The organism is Asanoa sp. NPDC049573 (assembly GCF_040676615.1).
In the GTDB taxonomy this organism is placed as follows: domain Bacteria; phylum Actinomycetota; class Actinomycetes; order Mycobacteriales; family Micromonosporaceae; genus Asanoa.
Genome location: NZ_JBFAPI010000018.1, coordinates 22358 through 37801, shown reverse-complemented (window position 1 = coordinate 37801; position 15444 = coordinate 22358). Strand labels below are relative to the sequence as shown.

The window sequence follows — 15444 nt, the reverse complement described above, 5'->3', positions numbered from 1 at the left end:
CGACCGTACGACGTTCCGTTGATCCACGGCAGTGACCAGTCGTGATGGCGACCGCCTAGCCTGAGCGCATGGCTGACGCTGACGACGTCCGTGCCCTGGCGCTGGCACTTCCGCGGGTGGTCGAGATCGAGAGTGACGGTTTCGACTTCCGGGTGGCCGACAAGGGATTCGTCTGGTCCTACCCGGAGCGCCGCCCGGGCCAGCGACGGGTGATCCGCAGCGACATCGCGGTGCTCTACGTGGGCGACGAGGCCGAGAAGCAGGCGCTGCTGCTGGGCGAACCCGATCTCTTCTTCACCACGCCGGCGTACGACGGCCTGCCGCTGGTCATGCTCCGGCTGGCCCGGGTCGACCAAGACCGGTTGCGCGAACTGATCACCGACGCGTGGCGGATGCGGGCCCCGGCCGACTGACTCAGCGCACGGCCTTCTTGATCAACGCGGCGATCCGCTTCTCGTCGGCGGCGGTCAACTCCACGATGCCGAACGCCGTGGGCCACATCGTGCCGTCGTCGAGCGCCGCGACGTCGTTGAAACCCAGCGTCGCGTACCGCGTCTTGAACTTCGCGCGGGCCTGGAAGAAACACAGGACCTTGCCGTCGAGGGCGTACGCGGGCATCCCGTACCACAGCTTGGGTGTGAGGCTCGGCGCGTTCTTCTTGATCAAGTTGTGCAGCCGCTCGGCGATGTCACGGTCGTCGGAGTCCATCTCCGCGATCTTGGCGAGCACGTCGCCTTCGCCGTCGGCCTTGGCCTTGGACGCCCGCGAGCCGCGCCGGGCGGTCGTCTTCAGCTCCTTGGCGCGCTCCTTCATCGCGTCGCGCTCTTCCTCGGTGAACCCGTCGTACTTCGTCTCGGTCATGTGATCAAGCCTAAGGGCCGCCCGCTGGCCGGGCTTCTCCGAAACTGACCAGGTCAGGCCCGCAGATAGCGGAGCACGGCCAGCACCCGGCGGTGGTCGGAGCGGTCGTGCGGCAGGTCGAGCTTCGTGAAGATGGCGGTGACGTGCTTCTCCACGCTGCGCTCGGCCAGGTGCAGCGACTCGGCGATGGCCACGTTCGAGCGCCCCTCGGCGAGCAGCCCGAGGATCTCCCGCTCGCGGGCCGACAGCCGGGCCAGCCCCGCGTCGACGGCGGGTGCGGCCAGCAGGTGCCGCACCACCTCCGGGTCGAGCGCGGTGCCGCCGGCCGCCACCCGGCGCAGCGCGTCGACGAACTCGCCGGTGCTGACGATCCGGTCCTTGAGCAGATAGCCGACGTGGCCGGTGTGCTCCGACAGCAGCCGCCGGGCGTAGCTGGTCTCCACCCACTGCGAGAACACCAGCACGGCGATCTGCGGGTGCTCGCTGCGGATCCTCAGCGCCGCCCGCAGGCCCTCGTCGGTGTGCGTGGGCGGCATCCGCACGTCGACCACGGCGGCGTCGGGCCGCTCGGCGGCGACGGCGGCGAGCAGCGCGCCGGCGTCGCTGACCGCGGCGACCACCTCGATGTCGTGCTCGCCCAGCAGCAGCACGACCCCGTCGCGCAGCAGGGCGTTGTCTTCGGCGATGACGACGCGCATCTCAGCCTTCCCGGGGCAGGGTCATGGTGACGGTCGTCGGGCCGCCTTTGGGCGACTCGACGTGCAGCGCGCCGTCGAGCGCCTCGGCCCGCCGGGTCAGCCCGCTCAGCCCGGTGCCGCTGCCACCGGCGGTCGCACCGCCGCGGCCGTCGTCGTGCACGACCAGCGTCAGCGCGCCGCCGCCGTCGCGGAGCGAGATCCGGACCCGGCTGGCTCCCGCGTGCCGCGCGACATTGGTCAGCAACTCGGCGACGGTGAAGTAGACGGCCGAAGCGACCGCGTCCGGTGGTCGTGCGGTCAGCTCGACCGTGACCGACGTCGGCACCGCGCTGCGGCCGACCAATGTGGACAGTGCCACGTCGAGCCCGTCGTCGAGCGCCGGCGGGTGCAACCCGCGCACGATGTCGCGCAACTCGGCCAGCGCCTCGGTGACGGTGCCGAGGGCATCCTCGGCGAGGGCCCGCACCGGCTGCTCGGTGCTCCGGTGCTCGATCCGGGCGAGCGCGACACCCAGCGAGACCAGCCGCGCCTGGGTGCTGTCGTGCAGGTCGCGTTCGACCCGGCGGAGCATCGCCGCCGCGTCGGCCTGCAGCGCGGCCCGGCCGGCTTCGAGTTGCGCGATCCGCCGGGCCGCGCGGGTCGGCCGCAGCAGCCCGCGGACGAGCCACGAGTCGGCCAACACGATCAGCCGCACGAACCACGGCATCGCGAGCAGCAACAGCGCACCGCGGCCCGCCTCCAGCCAGGCCTGCCCCCAGGTGTGCGCGTCGAGCGAGTTGAACGGGTTGGGTGCGACGAACCACCAGGCCGGATAGGTCAGCGCCAGCAGGCCGCTGACGACCGCGATCGCCACGCCGTAGCCGCCCAGCCAGATCAGCGGGAAGCGGACGAAGCAGTAGCAGAGCGCCCGCCAGGCGGTGGAGTCGCCGAGCACGGCGACCATCCGGCCCCAGCGGGTGTGCGCGCCCAGCGGGGGCGGGTCGGGCCACTCCCAGCCGAGCAGCCGCCGGGCGGGTGAGCGGAAATAGCGTGGGGCGCCGCGGGCCAGCGACAGCACGTCGGCGAGCAGGAACAGGCCGAAGATGACGACCGAGAGCGCGCTGGCCGCGATGCCGAGCAACGCCAGCGCGAACGCGGGCAGGCTGAGGACCGCCCCCCACAACACGAACGCCAGTTCGCGCCACAGGCGGGCGGTCACCCAGACCCGGAGCAGGATCACCCGACGACCTCGATCGGCGCCCGGCGCAGGCTGGCCGCGGCCGGCAGCGCCAGGCCGGTGAGCACCAGCGCCGCGGTGATCGCGATGCCGGCCAGCAGCCAGGACACCGGCACCCACGGGCGCCAGGTGCCCAGCGCGGTGTGCAGCAGGGGCAGCAGCGTGGTGATGGCCACGACCGCGCCGGCCACGAGTGCGGTTGCGGTCACCACCAGAGCCTCGCAGATCACGATCGCCAGCGTGCGCCCCCGGGTGCCGCCGGCCAGCCGGATGACGGCGAGGTCGTGCCGGCGCGCCTGGATGACGGTGACCAGGGTGTTGACGGCCGCGATGGCGGCGAAGGCCGTGTAGGCGCCGGTGCCGGCGAACTCGATCCAGCGGTCCGCCGCCGGCGTGGCGACGCCGGTGACGTGCGCGGTCGTCGAGCTCAGGACGATCGTGAACGCGGCGAACCCGACCGCCAGGGTTAGCGGCACGAGCGCGCCGGACAGCGATCGGGCCCGGGCGACGACCGCGTCGGCGGCCAGCGCCCCGGTCGCGCCGAACAGCCGTGCCAGGGGTGCCGCAACCCGCAACAGCAACGGACCGAGCAGCCCCACGCCGACGCACATGGCCAGCATGACGAAGAAGCCGGCCTGGTCGGCGGTCTCGGCGTTCTCGCCGGTGAGCAGCACGGACAACGTGATTCCGCCGGCCACCAACAGCACCCCGACGGGGGTACGGACGAGGCCGGCCCGCCGCCGGGGTACCGCCGCCTCGGTGAGCGCGACCGCCGGCCGCAGCCGCGACGGCCGGATCGCCGCGATCAGCGCGCCGAGCAACGACGTGCCGACGGTGACCGCGAACGCGCTCGGCACGGTGCCGGCGTGCAACCGGAAGCCGACCTCGGCCGGCACCACGCCGTGCCCGGTGAGCCCGGCCAGCCAGGCCCGCCCGGCCAGCAGGCCCAGCGGGATGCCGGCGACCGTGGCCGGCACCGCGATCAGCGCGGCCTGCGCCGCGATCGCCCGCCGCACGCGGGCCGGTGTTGCGCCGATCGTGCGTACCAGCGCCAGATCCTGCGCCTGGTCGGCGATCGCGGTGCCCATCGTGACGCCGACGATCAGCAGGGACAGGTAGACCGAGGAGATCACGAAGATCAACCCCAGATCGGCGATGCCGCTGTCGGTCAGCGCGGCCCGCTGGGCCGGGTCGAGCGGCGCGCCGTCGAAGGAGGCGAGCAGGCACAGCCCGGTGGTGACCAGCGCGGCGGCGAGCGCCTGGGTGGCGGCCGGCCCGAGGAAGGCCCAGGGGTTGCGGCGCAGGGCCTGGCGGATCACGCGGTCATCGCCGGGACGGCGCAGGGGTTGCGGCGCAGGGCCTGGCGGATCACGCGGTCACCGCCGGGACGGCGCAGGGGTTGCGGCGCAGGGCCTGGCGGATCACGCGGTCACCGCCGAGACGCCGCGCAGCCGGTCGGAGATGGCGGCCGCGCCCGGTGCCGGGCCGTCGTCGGCGACGCTGCCGTCGCGCAGCAGCACCAGCCGGTCGCTCCAGGCGGCGGCGATCGGGTCGTGGCTGACCATCAGGACCGTCACCCCGTCGCGGTCGGCCGCCTCGCGCAGCAGGGTGAGGACCTTGGCGCCGGTGGTCGGGTCCAGGGCTCCGGTCGGCTCGTCGGCGAAGATCACCGCCGGCCCGGTGACCAGCGCGCGGGCGATCGCGACGCGCTGCCGCTGGCCGCCGGACAGCTCGCCGACCGGCCGGGCGCCGAGCCCATCGAGGCCGACCTGCGCGAGCACCTCGTCGACGCTCCTGGCCCGCGGGCCGCCGAGCTTGATCGGTAGCGCTACGTTCTGGCGTACGGTCAGTTCGGAGAGCAGGTTGTAGGCCTGGAAGACGAACCCGGCCCGGTCGCGACGCAGGCGGGTGAGCCGGGCCTCCCGCATCCGGGTGACGTCGTGGCCGGCCAGCCGGACCCGACCGGACGTGGGCCGGTCGAGCCCGGCGGCGCAGTGCAGCAGCGTGCTCTTGCCGGAGCCGGTCGCGCCCATGACGGCGACGAACTGGCCGGCCGGAACGTCGAGGGTCACGTCGCGCAGCGCGAGCACACCACGCGGATAGCGCCGCGACACCGACGTCAGGGAGATGACGGATTCCATGCCTTCACCCTGGTCGTGACGCGTTGCCGCGACATCAGGGCTGGCTCTGCCACGGAGGTGCGGCTAGCCGTACCTAGGCCGGCAGCGCCCAGCGCTGGTTGGCGACGCCGGCGCAGTCGCAGATCTGGACCTGGGTGCCTGCCGTCGCCGCCGATGTCCAGCGCTGCGCAACGGTGCCGCTACTGGTCCAGATCTGGATCTTCGTGCTGTCGGCCGTCCGGGCGAGATGGCCGCACGCGGTCGAGGGTCAGCCCGCCTTCCCGGAGCACGGTCCTGTGTAGAGCTCCGGGCCGAAAGCGGCGGCCAGCGCTTTCGAGATCAGGTCGGGCAGGTCGGCGCGTCCGTCGTCGGCGGCCCAGCGGACCAGGGCCGTGTGCATGGCGGCGAGGCAGGCGCTGGCCGCGGCGTGGGCACGGAAGTCGGCCTCGGGATCGCCGGCCGGCAGGGCGTCGACGATCGCCTGCTGGAGGGCGTAGACGTTGTCGAGGTGCCTGGCCCGCAGGGCCGGCGTCGAGATCATCAGCCGCAGCCGGGCCAGCAGGAACCGCTTCTCGGTGCCGGCGGTCAACAGCGCGGCGGCTTCGACGAGGGCGGTGCCGATGCGGCGGACCAGCGGTTGCCCGGCCGGCGACGCGGCGATCCGCCCGGCGATGAGCGCGCCGTACTCGTCGACCAGCACCAGGTCTTCCTTGGTCGGGAAGTGCCGGTAGACGGTCATCGGCGACACGCCCGCGGCCTCGGCGACGTCGGCGACGGTCGTGGCGTCGTAGCCGCGCTCGGTGAACAGCCGGATGGCGTGCGTCTGGATCGCGCGCTGCGTCTCGGCCCGCCGCTGCTGCCGCAAGGTGCTCACTGGTAGAGACTATCGGTATGTTAGCGTCTACCAAACTGGTAGTCGCTAACACAATCGAGGTGATGGGCATGAACGACCTGATCGGCCGGACGGCGCTGGTGACGGGGGCCTCGCGCGGCATCGGCAAGGCCATCGCGGCTCGGCTCGCGGCGCGGGGTGCGGCGGTCATAGTGCACTTCGGCACGGACAAAGCCGGCGCGGCCGCGACGGTCGAGGAGATCGGCGGTGGCGCGTTCGCCGTCGGGGCCGCACTCGGCGTCGATGGCGACGTCGAGACGCTCTTCGCCGGGGTCGAGGCGGGCCTGGCCGGGCGGTCGCTCGACATCCTGGTCAACAACGCCGCGGCCGCGCCGGCCGGTCCGCTCGGTGCCACCACCCCGGCGCAGTTCGACCACCTCTTCGCGGTCAACGTGCGGGCGCCGTACTTCATCATCGAGCGCGCCCTGCCGTTGCTTTCCGACGGTGGCCGCATCATCACCGTCTCGTCGGTGGCGACCCGGATGGCCAACCCGACCCAGACGTCGTTCGCGATGACGAAGGGTGCGGTCGAGACGATGAGCCTGACCCTGGCCAGCGCGCTCGGTGCCCGCGGCATCACCGTCAACGTGGTCGCGCCGGGCGCCACCCGGACGCCGACCAACGGTTCGGCGTTCGCCGCGCCCGGGCTGGCCGACGCCATCGCGGGAATGACCGCGCTGGGCCGGCTGGGCCGGGCCGACGATGTCGCCGATGTGGTCGCCTTCCTCGCCTCCGACGCGGCGCGCTGGGTGACGGGCCAGGTCATCGACGCGAGCGGCGGCCTGTTCCTCGGGCCCCGCGTCTAGGCACGGGCCTGGCGGCGGGGCATGAACCCGCCGGTGATCAGCAACGCACCGATGCCGACCACGAGCGACCGGAACCAGGCACCGAGGATGCTGCCGGTCGGGTCCCAGACGCCGTGGCCCCAGAGGAAGAGGGTGGCCACGACGAGCGGAACGAGCGGGAGGCCGGCGGCGACGGTCGCCCGCGCATCGACGGCGACCCAGATCAGGAAGGCGGCCATGACCACCGCGGTGCCCCAGGGCTGCACGCCGATCGTCGTCTCGTAGTCGGTGGGCAGCAGGAACACCGCCACCGGCACGGGCCGCCGCTGGTCGGCTCCGGCGGCTTCCATCAGCGTGCCGATCATCTCGGCGCCGCGGTCGCGCCGGTAGCGCTTCGGGTAGGCCCACATGAGCGCGTGGTAGCGGGCCTCGAGTGCGTCGTGGCTCATGCCGGCTTCACCACCCGGGCGCGCCCCGTCCGGCGGCGCTCGGTCACGACCCGGGCCGCCCGGATCATCCGCTCGGCCTCGGCGCGGAGCACCGCGACGCCCTCGTCGGTCAGGTCGGCCGTTGACCACCTCTTCGTCGAGAACGTGCAGGAGGCCTTCGGCACTGAGCCGGTCGAGCGCCGCGTAGCGGGTGCCGGCGGCCATCCGCACCCGCCCGTCGGAGAGTTCTGCGGCCCGCTTGATGATCGCGTATCCGTGCAGCGGGCCGTCCATCAACGCGGCGAGCGCGAAGTAGCTCTGCTCTCGGATAGTCACTTCAGCAGAGTGTCCATCGCCGTCCGCTGCGCGCTAGCTTCCAGTCGGGCGCACCAGGGGCAGGAAGATGCTGTCGACGATCTCCAGGATGACCTCGTCGGGTACGGGCGCGAGGGTCATCAGCATCTCGTGCCGAAGCAGGTCTGAGGGCAGGCTGGCGATCCGCTCGGTCAGCCGGGCGGGGTCGATCTCGCCCCGCTCGACGGCCCGATCGATGATCCGCTGCATACCGGACGGCTGCGGCCTGCTGCTGAGGAAGTCCTCCCGCAGCTTGGCCGGCGACGTGCCCGTTTCGGCGAAAAACTGTCCCATTTGGACGCTGAACAGCACGGCCAGCTCCATCCGCCCCTTCCAGGCGTTGCGGAGCACCTGGATCAGGTCCTCGCGCAGCGACCCGGTGTCGGGCACGACGACCGGCTCCGTGCGGCCGTGATAGCGCAGCGCCGCGACCGCGAGGTCGGCCCGGTTGGGCCAGCGCCGGTAGAGCACCGGTCGGCTGGTCCCGGCGCGGGCGGCGACGCCTTCGATGGTGAAACCGCCGTAGCCGACCGCGAGGAGTTCCTCCCACGCGGCCTGGAGCAGCGCGTCCTCCAACTCCTGGCCGCGCCGGCGCTGCGACTGCATTAGATACACCCCTGCATCTTATTGACATCGGGCCGGGTGGCGCGAAGACTAGATACAACGACGTATCTTATTTCCCTAGCGGGGAGATCCGCCATGACCACCGCCCCTCCCGCCACCGCCGCTGCCACCACCCGTCTCGATCCCGCGTTCGTCCGGCAGGCCCTTGTCCTGCTCACCGGTGTGCTGGCCGTCGTCTTCGACACCACGATCGTCAACGTCGCGCTCGACACCCTCGGTCGCGACCTGCACGCGAGCATCGCCACCGTCCAGTGGGTCACCACCGGTTACCTGCTGGCGCTCGCCATCGTCGTACCCGTCACCGGTTGGCTCCTCGACCTGCTCGGCGCGAAGCCCCTCTGGATCTCTGCACTGGCGGTGTTCCTGGCCGGCTCGGTCGGCGCGAGCCTGGCCTGGAACGTCGGCAGCCTGATCACGTTCCGCGTCGTACAGGGCGTCGGCGGCGGCATCATGCTCCCGGTCATGACGACGTTGCTGATGCGGTCGCTGGGCGGCCGCTCGATCGGCAGCGCCACAGCGGTGATCGCCATGCCGGTCCTGCTCGGCCCGATCCTCGGCCCGGTCGCCGGCGGCCTGATCGTCACCCACCTGAGCTGGCGGTGGATCTTCTGGGTGAACGTGCCGCTGTGCGTCCTCGGGCTGGTGCTGGCCTGGTTCCTGATGACCCCGTCGCGACCCGAACGCCGGTCCCGCCTCGATGGCTGGGGCCTGGCCCTGCTCTCGCCCGGCATCGCCGCGATCGTCTTCGGCCTGGCCCGGGTCGGCGCCGAGGACGGCTTCGGTCACCCGTCGGTGTTCCTCCCGCTGCTGGCCGGCGCAATGCTGGTCGTCGCGTTCACGATCCGCGCCTGGCACGACCAGAACCCCTTGGTGGACGTACGCCTGTTCCGGCTCGGCTCCTTCACCACGTCGAACGCCCTGCTGTTCCTGTCGGGCTTCGCGCTTTACGGGGCGATGCTGCTCGTACCCCTGTATTTCCAACAGGTTCGCGGCCAGAGCGCGCTGGCGGCCGGCCTGCTGCTGGCGCCGCAGGGCATCGGCGTCCTGTTGAGCCGCGGCGTGGCCGGCAAGCTGACCGACCGCATCGGCGCCCGCTGGATCGTGTTCACCGGCCTGCTGGTGGTCATGCTCGCGACGATCCCGTTCGCGCTGGCCGGGGACGACGCGGCGGAGTGGCCGTTGATCCTGGCGTTGGTGGTGCGGGGCGTGGGGCTGGGCGCGGTGACCATCCCGGTGATGGCGACGGCGTACGCGGGCCTCGACCGCGCGGCGGTGCCGCATGCCAGCATCATCACCCGGACGGTGCAGCAGATCGGCGGCTCGTTCGGGACGGCGGTCCTGGCCGTGGTGCTGCAACGCGCGATCGTCAGTCATCCCGGGGATCGGGCTTTCGACATCGCCTTCTGGTGGTCGACCGCCTTCACCGCGATCGCGGTGGTCATCGCGCTGGGCCTGCCTCGCGAGCCCGCGGCCCCACCCGCCTGACGAAGCATTGACCGAGTCTGCCTCGGTGAACCTGGCCGGGTTCAAAACCTCAGCGGCGGTGGCGGGTCGTCCATGGTGCCGCCGGGTCGGATCTCTGCCGTTCCGGACGCGACCGTCACCAGGTAGCCCTGACCTCGCGCCCACTCCATCACCTGCTGGTCGGGTGGGGTGAGGACGATGTCGGTCCTGCCGTCGTTCATCGCGATCAGTGCCTTCAGCAACCCGATGTCGGGTACCCAGTTCAGCATGGCCCGATCGTGCCCGGCGGGTCCCGTGAACGGGATCGGCCGGGGAGATTGTCCCGGCGGCTTGGCGGCTGACGCCCTGACCGTCAGCCGAATAACCCGGTCGGCGCGGCTAAAGGTCAGGTGGCGATCGGCTGGCCGGTCGGTCCCGCACAACTTTCCGTGCCACGTCGCGCGATGCCGACCGATCGCCGAGAAGAGTTCGGATCCGATCCGTCCGCCGCTGAACCGATCAAGGGTGGCCAGCCCGAAATTCTCTGTCAGCGAATGGACCAGGGCCAGATCGACGTCGTACGCAGGTTCAACCGCGCCGTCACCCAGCGGGTCGGAGCGCTGAACGACGAATACCTCTCGCGCGACCGGTCCCTCGCCTCTCGCGGCTGTTGTGGGAGGTCGAGCCGGACGGGTCCGAGGTGCGCGTCCTCGGCTCGCGGCTGGGCCTCGACTCGGGCTACCTGAGCCGCCAACTGCGCCGGCTGGAGTCGGACGGGCTGGTCACCACCGACCCGGCTGCCGGCGATGGACGGGTCCGCACGGTCCGCCTGACCACGACCGGCACCGCGGAGCGGGCGGTGCTCGACCGCGTCTCGACCCGGCTTCGACCCCGCCCGGAGCATCTCCGCGAGCGAGGCGGAGATGACGCCGCCCGACGGTGTGCTCCTCGTGGCGACCGCGCACGGCACGCCGTTGGGCTGCGGCGCGCTCAAGCTGCACGCCACGACCCGGACCGCCGAGGTCAAGGGCATGTGGACGGCGCCGGACGCACGCGGACTGGGCCTGGGCCGCCGTCTCCTCGAGCGCCTGGCCGACGAGGCGAAGGCCAACGGGATGCGCACCCTACGGCTGGAAACCAACCGCACGCTCGCGGAGGCCCGGCACCTCTACGAGACCGGCGGCACCTGTGAGGGTGACGGGAGTGAGACCGCCTCGAGTTGGGTAACCGGCTTCGCCGGCATTCGGCGGAGGAGGCGGCATGCGGTCTCGGGACTGGGCCGCGACGGCGGTCACGGTCGTCGCGTTGCTGTGGGGCGCGCTGGGCTACCTCGCGACCCGGCCCGCCGACTTCCACGACTACCGCACGATGACCGTGTCCGCGGCGCAGTCGGCCTATGGCGCGATCGCCACCGCGCGGCTGACCGCCGGCGCGCGGGCCGACGGCCGGGTCGGCGCGCCCTACGTGCGGGCCAGCCTGGCCGATGCCCGGAAGGCGATCGCCGGCGCGGCGAAAAACTTCGGCGCCGAAGGACCGCCCGACGAGCGGTCCACGACACTGCGCGACGAGTTGGATCCGCTGCTGCGCGAGGCGAAGACGGCGCTCGACGAGATCGAGGGCGCGGCGGACGGCGTACCCGCGGAGTTGCGAAAGGCCGCCGCCGACGCGGCCGGGGTTGCCGGTGGCCTGGCGCGGTTCATCGCGGTGCACTCGTGAAACGGCTCCTGGCCGTCACCCTCGGCATCCTGACCGCGATCGGCGGCTTCGTCGACATCGGCGACATCGTGTCCACATCGGAGGCCGGCGCCCGCTTCGGCCTTTCGCACGCGTGGGTGCTGGTGGTCGGGGTCGTCGGGATCTGCGTGTACGCCGAGATGGCCGGCCGGGTCGCGGCGGTCAGCGGGCGGCCGGTCTTCGACCTCGTCCGCGAGCGCCTCGGACCGCGGGTCGCACTGGTCAACCTGGTCGGCTCCTACCTGATCACGGTGGCCACGCTCGGCGCCGAGATCGGCGGTGTCGCCCTGGCGCTGCAACTGCTCAACGGCGCGCCCTACCTGGTCTGGGTGCCGCTGGTCGCCGTGGTGCTCTGGCTGGCCCTGTGGCGGGTGCGGTTCGAGACCCTGGAACGCGTCTTCGGGCTGGCCGGGCTCGCCCTGATCGTGGTGCTGGTCTCGGCGTTCTCGCTGCGCCCGGCCTTCGGAACCGTCACACACCTGACCCCGCCGGCCGGCGAGAACTGGCCAACCTACTGGTTTTTCGCGATCGCGCTGTTCGCCTCGGCGATGACGCCCTACGAGGTGTTCTTCTTCTCCTCCGGCGGCGTCGAGGAGCACTGGACGCCCCGCGACCTCAACGTGTCGAGGGTCAACGTCTTCGTCGGGTTCCCGCTCGGTGGGTTGCTCGCCTTCGGTTTCCTGGCAACGTCGGCGACCGTCTTCCACCCGCTCGGCGTGCGCGTGGACACCCTGGGCCAGGCGGTTCTGCCGGCGGGACTGGCGTACGGCCAGATCGGTCTTGCCCTGGCCATTGTCGGCGTCTTCGCGGCCACCTTCGGCGCGGCGATGGAGACGAGCCTGTCGGCCGGCTACACGGTCGCGCAGTATTTCGGCTGGGCCTGGGGCAAGATGCTGCGACCTCGCCGGGCGACCCGGTTCCACCTGGTGGTGCTGGTGAGCATCCTGGTCGCGGTCGCCGCGCTGCTCACCACGATCGACCCGATCCAGCTCACCGAATACATGCTGATCTTCAGTGCCATCGCCCTGCCGTTGACCTATCTGCCGATCCTCGTCGTTGCCAACGACCGCGGCTATCTGGGCAACAAAGTCAACGGCCGGTTCGCCAACGTGCTCGGCCTGGTCTACCTGGTGATCGTCGTGGCCGCGGCGGTCGCGGCGATCCCGCTCATGGTCATGACGGGGATGGGAGGCTGACATGCTGCTCGCGTTCGACCTGCTGGACCGCCAGATCGTCGACCGTGACGGTACGCCCGTCGGCAAGGTCGACGACCTCGAACTCGATGGTCCGCGGGTGACCGCGTTGCTCACCGGCCAGCAGGCGCTCGGCCCGCGGCTCGGCGGCTGGCTCGGCCGCTGGGTGGAGACCTCGGCGGCGCGACTCGACGTCGACCGCCTAGGTCCGCGCCGGATCCCCTACGACGTCGTCGCGCGGATCGACTCGGCCGTACACCTGTCTGTGCGGCTCGAGATCCTCGACCCGGCACCGCTGGAACGCTGGCTCGACGATCACGCGATCGGCCGCATCCCGGGAGCCGACGATGACGCCTGAACGCCGCCCCCGGGTCAGCGACCTGCTCGGCCGCACCGCCGTCGGCCGCGACGGCCGCCCGCTCGGGCGGGTGGTCGACCTGATCGCCGAAGACGGCGCGGACGGTCCGCTGATCACCGCGGCCATCGTCGTGCGTGGGCCTTGGGGACGCCTGCTGGGGTACGAGCGGGAGGAGGCGGGCGGCCCGTGGCTGCTGGAGACCGCCGCCGGCCTGATCCTGCGCCGCAACATGACCACCGTGCCGTGGTCGGCGCTGCGCCTGCGGTAGCGGCCCTAGAGGTGCATGCCGCCGGATGCCTCGATGCGCTGCCCGGTCACCCAGCGGTTGCCGTCGCCCAGCATCGCGGCGATCGCGCCGCCGGCGTCGTCGGCGAGGGCGATCCGCTTCAGCGCGGTGACGCCGGCGATGTGCTCCTGGACCTGCGGGTTGTCGCGCAGCAGGCCACCGCTGAAGTCGGTGGCGACGGCGCCCGGTGCGACGGTGTTGACCCGGATGCCGCGACTGCCCAGGTCTTCGGCGAGATAGCGGGTGAGCACCTCGACGGCACCCTTGGCGGCGCTGTAGATGATCCGCTGCGGCACGTAGAACCGGGTCATGGCCGAGGAGACGTTGACGATCGCCCCGTTGTCGGCGATGAGGCCGGCCAGCTTCTGGGTGAGGAAGAAGACGCCCTTGAAGTAGATGTCGACGATCCGGTCGAAGCTCTCCTCGGTCACCTCGCCGAACGACATCGGGATCTGCAGCCCGGCGTTGTTGACCAGATAATCGAAACTGTCCCGGCCCCACGTCTGCCCCAGGACGTCGGAAACGGACGTGACGAAGGCGTCTAACGACCCGACCACGCCGGCGTCGAGCTCGAGCGCGACGGCCTCGGAGCCCAGGTCGGTGATCTCCTTGACCACCTCGGCCGCCTCCTCGGGGTGGGTCCGGTAGGTGAGGATGACACCGACCCCGGCCCGGGCAAGATGCAACGCGGCGCTACGCCCGATGCCCCGGTTGCCGCCGGTGATGACTGCGATTCGCTTCATGGCTCCAGCCTGCGCAACCCCGCCGCGGCCAACCAGTGTGCGCTCTTCCTAGGAGTGCGAGGGACAGTCGGCGCGCCCGTTGATCATTAGACTCCCGCACCGTGATGTCCAAACCCCCTCCGATCGAGGTCGCCTTCGCGCTGTTGCGGGAGGGCCGCGTGGTCGACGCCGAAGAAGTCATGGCCCGCGAGCTGAAGGCGGTGACGAAGAAGCACGGCCGCGGCAGCGTCGCGTGGGCGTCGGCCCAGTGTGACCTGGGGAACCTGCTGCTCAACTGCGATCAGGTGGCCCGCGCCATCGAATGCTTCCGGGCGGCGGTCTCGGTCGCGCCGGGCGCCGACCGGGAGGCGGCCAAGGACCAGCTCACCTACCGGATGAACCTGGGCATGGTGCTGCGGATGGCCGGCCGCCTGGAGGAGGCCGAAGCCGAGCTGCGCGCGGGCGCGGCGGCCAGGTTGGCGTTCTACGGCCGCGAGCACGCCGGTTACGCGTTCGGCCTGGAGCCGCTCGCCGACGTGTTGCTGCAACGCGGCAACGTGCGCGAGGCCCGCCAGGTGATCGAGGAGACGGTTGCCAACTTCTGGCGCAACGGCCACGAACGCGTCGCCACCGCCCTGGCACTGCGGGCGTCGATCCTGCGAGCGGAGGGCGTGGACGGTCCGCTCTTCGCCGAGCTGACCCAGTTGCCGGACGAGGTCGTCGAGCAGGTGGCGACGTCGGTGGTGACCCGCGACGGCGTCGACCCGGCCGTGCTGACCGACCTGGCCGCGGCCCTGGAGGCCAGGCTCGGCCCGGACCACCAGGCGACGCTCAACGTGCTCTCGCAGCTGGCGAACCTCGGCCAAGACCCGGGGCGGGTGGACGCGATCCAGCGCGTGCTCGCCTCCTACGACCGCCAGGGCCGGGCGGAGGACGCGCTGATGGCCGCGCTGGGCCTGGCGATGGCGCAGGACGACGTCGAGGCATCGCTGGCGACCTATGCATCGGCGTACGAGCGGGCGCAGCGGATCGGTCGGCCCGAGCTGGTCAGCCAGGTGTTGCGCAACTGGGGGCTGGCGCTGCGCGAAGCCGGTCAGGTCGGCCCGGCGGAGCAACGCCTGAGCGAGGCGGTGGCGCAGGCCCGCCGGGGTCCTGACCGCGAGATGCTGGGCCGGGCCGAGGTCGCGCTGGGCATCCTGCTGCAGCACGAGAACCGGCTGGACGAGGCCCGCGGCGTGCTGGAGGAGGCACTGTCCAACCTGGACCCGGTCCATCCGGACGCGTTGACCGCCCGCAGCCACCTGGGCGCGGTGTTGGAGGGCCGCACCTGCGGCTGCGGCGACATGCAGTCGACGATCACGGACGCGTACCGAGCGTTCGTCCTCAGCCGCCTACCCGCGGATCTGCTGGCCGACCTCGACGTGACGATGAAGGACGGCGACTTCCAGATCAGCGTCAGCCTCCAACGCGAGCCGACAGACGAGGAACTCGAACGCCTCAACGGCGTCATGCAGTCGGCCCACGCCGAGTTCCGCCGCCGGCTGACGACGCGATGAGCACCAGCGACCCGTCGATCCTGGACCCCGTGCGTTTCAGTGGCATCCCGCCGGCGCGAAAACGAGCGAGACGAGCAGGATCTGCCGACGGAGGGCACCCAGACCTTGGCCCCGCCGATCATGGCGTAGATGGAACCGTCCGGCGTGCGGAGGTAGGTGCCGTCGGCAGGGATG

General features: G+C 71.8%; 18 protein-coding genes and 2 pseudogenes. 10 read left to right on the top strand and 10 right to left on the bottom strand.

Annotation, left to right across the window (positions count from 1 at the left end; genetic code table 11):
• Window positions 1–68: 68 nt before the first annotated feature.
• A complete protein-coding gene (locus AB0J74_RS31005) occupies window positions 69–413 on the top strand; it encodes an MmcQ/YjbR family DNA-binding protein (protein ID WP_363454233.1) in 345 nt (114 codons plus the stop codon).
• A 1-nt stretch (window position 414) separates the two neighbouring features.
• Here AB0J74_RS31005 and AB0J74_RS31000 read toward each other — a convergent pair whose 3' ends face one another.
• From AB0J74_RS31000 to AB0J74_RS30975, 6 genes are all read right to left on the bottom strand, one after another.
• Window positions 415–861: a DUF1801 domain-containing protein gene (locus tag AB0J74_RS31000; protein WP_363454231.1), complete on the bottom strand. Its 447-nt coding sequence runs from the start codon at window positions 859–861 to the stop codon at window positions 415–417.
• Window positions 862–914: 53 nt separating this feature from the next.
• The gene (locus AB0J74_RS30995) at window positions 915–1559 is read right to left on the bottom strand and encodes a response regulator transcription factor (RefSeq protein ID WP_363454229.1); all 645 of its coding nucleotides are present in this window, start codon (window positions 1557–1559) and stop codon (window positions 915–917) included.
• Between the two features lies 1 nt (window position 1560).
• Window positions 1561–2778: a sensor domain-containing protein gene (locus AB0J74_RS30990; RefSeq protein ID WP_363454227.1), complete on the bottom strand. Its 1218-nt coding sequence runs from the start codon at window positions 2776–2778 to the stop codon at window positions 1561–1563.
• Window positions 2775–4094 (bottom strand): FtsX-like permease family protein, encoded by a 1320-nt coding sequence (locus AB0J74_RS30985; protein ID WP_363454225.1) that lies wholly within the window; start codon window positions 4092–4094, stop codon window positions 2775–2777. The genes AB0J74_RS30990 and AB0J74_RS30985 overlap by 4 nt, the downstream gene beginning before the upstream one ends.
• 102 nt (window positions 4095–4196) lie before the next feature.
• Complete coding sequence (locus tag AB0J74_RS30980; protein ID WP_363454223.1) at window positions 4197–4916, bottom strand: ABC transporter ATP-binding protein; 720 nt, start codon at window positions 4914–4916, stop codon at window positions 4197–4199.
• Window positions 4917–5163: 247 nt separating this feature from the next.
• Window positions 5164–5769, bottom strand: coding sequence for a helix-turn-helix domain-containing protein (locus tag AB0J74_RS30975; RefSeq protein WP_363454221.1), 606 nt, complete (start codon window positions 5767–5769; stop codon window positions 5164–5166).
• A 68-nt stretch (window positions 5770–5837) separates the two neighbouring features.
• Here AB0J74_RS30975 and AB0J74_RS30970 point away from each other — a divergent pair, with 68 nt between their 5' ends.
• Complete coding sequence (locus tag AB0J74_RS30970; protein WP_363454219.1) at window positions 5838–6593, top strand: SDR family oxidoreductase; 756 nt, start codon at window positions 5838–5840, stop codon at window positions 6591–6593.
• Here the strand turns inward: AB0J74_RS30970 and AB0J74_RS30965 are convergent.
• Window positions 6590–7336 carry a helix-turn-helix transcriptional regulator gene (locus AB0J74_RS30965; RefSeq protein ID WP_363454217.1) on the bottom strand — a complete coding sequence of 249 codons (747 nt, stop codon included), beginning with the start codon at window positions 7334–7336 and terminating at the stop codon, window positions 6590–6592. The two genes, AB0J74_RS30970 and AB0J74_RS30965, sit on opposite strands and share 4 nt — an antisense overlap.
• A 33-nt stretch (window positions 7337–7369) precedes the next feature.
• Window positions 7370–7960, bottom strand: a complete 591-nt coding sequence (locus tag AB0J74_RS30960) for a TetR/AcrR family transcriptional regulator (RefSeq protein ID WP_363454215.1) — start codon at window positions 7958–7960, stop codon at window positions 7370–7372.
• Between the two features lie 93 nt (window positions 7961–8053).
• Between AB0J74_RS30960 and AB0J74_RS30955 the strand changes: the two genes are divergently transcribed.
• Complete coding sequence (locus tag AB0J74_RS30955; protein ID WP_363454213.1) at window positions 8054–9463, top strand: MDR family MFS transporter; 1410 nt, start codon at window positions 8054–8056, stop codon at window positions 9461–9463.
• Window positions 9464–9504: 41 nt separating this feature from the next.
• Here AB0J74_RS30955 and AB0J74_RS30950 read toward each other — a convergent pair whose 3' ends face one another.
• On the bottom strand, window positions 9505–9711 hold the full coding sequence (locus AB0J74_RS30950) for a hypothetical protein (protein ID WP_363454211.1): 207 nt from the start codon (window positions 9709–9711) through the stop codon (window positions 9505–9507).
• Between the two features lie 380 nt (window positions 9712–10091).
• Here AB0J74_RS30950 and AB0J74_RS30945 point away from each other — a divergent pair.
• The 6 genes and pseudogenes from AB0J74_RS30945 to AB0J74_RS30920 all read left to right on the top strand — a co-directional run.
• Window positions 10092–10223: pseudogene (locus AB0J74_RS30945) on the top strand (winged helix-turn-helix transcriptional regulator); the annotation flags it as partial.
• A gap of 121 nt (window positions 10224–10344) precedes the next feature.
• A pseudogene (locus AB0J74_RS30940) lies at window positions 10345–10587 on the top strand (GNAT family N-acetyltransferase); the annotation flags it as partial.
• A gap of 94 nt (window positions 10588–10681) precedes the next feature.
• Complete coding sequence (locus AB0J74_RS30935) at window positions 10682–11137, top strand: hypothetical protein (protein WP_363454438.1); 456 nt, start codon at window positions 10682–10684, stop codon at window positions 11135–11137.
• Window positions 11134–12351: a divalent metal cation transporter gene (locus tag AB0J74_RS30930; RefSeq protein WP_363454429.1), complete on the top strand. Its 1218-nt coding sequence runs from the start codon at window positions 11134–11136 to the stop codon at window positions 12349–12351. Before AB0J74_RS30935 ends, AB0J74_RS30930 begins: the two co-directional genes overlap by 4 nt.
• Window position 12352: 1 nt before the next feature.
• On the top strand, window positions 12353–12706 hold the full coding sequence (locus tag AB0J74_RS30925) for a hypothetical protein (protein ID WP_363454209.1): 354 nt from the start codon (window positions 12353–12355) through the stop codon (window positions 12704–12706).
• A complete protein-coding gene (locus AB0J74_RS30920) occupies window positions 12696–12974 on the top strand; it encodes a PRC-barrel domain containing protein (RefSeq protein ID WP_363454207.1) in 279 nt (92 codons plus the stop codon). Before AB0J74_RS30925 ends, AB0J74_RS30920 begins: the two co-directional genes overlap by 11 nt.
• 5 nt (window positions 12975–12979) lie before the next feature.
• On the opposite strand, the gene AB0J74_RS30915 is transcribed toward AB0J74_RS30920, so the two are convergent.
• Window positions 12980–13735, bottom strand: a complete 756-nt coding sequence (locus tag AB0J74_RS30915) for an SDR family oxidoreductase (protein WP_363454205.1) — start codon at window positions 13733–13735, stop codon at window positions 12980–12982.
• Window positions 13736–13839: 104 nt separating this feature from the next.
• Here AB0J74_RS30915 and AB0J74_RS30910 point away from each other — a divergent pair, with 104 nt between their 5' ends.
• The gene (locus tag AB0J74_RS30910) at window positions 13840–15270 is read left to right on the top strand and encodes a tetratricopeptide repeat protein (protein WP_363454427.1); all 1431 of its coding nucleotides are present in this window, start codon (window positions 13840–13842) and stop codon (window positions 15268–15270) included.
• Window positions 15271–15444: the final 174 nt, after the last annotated feature.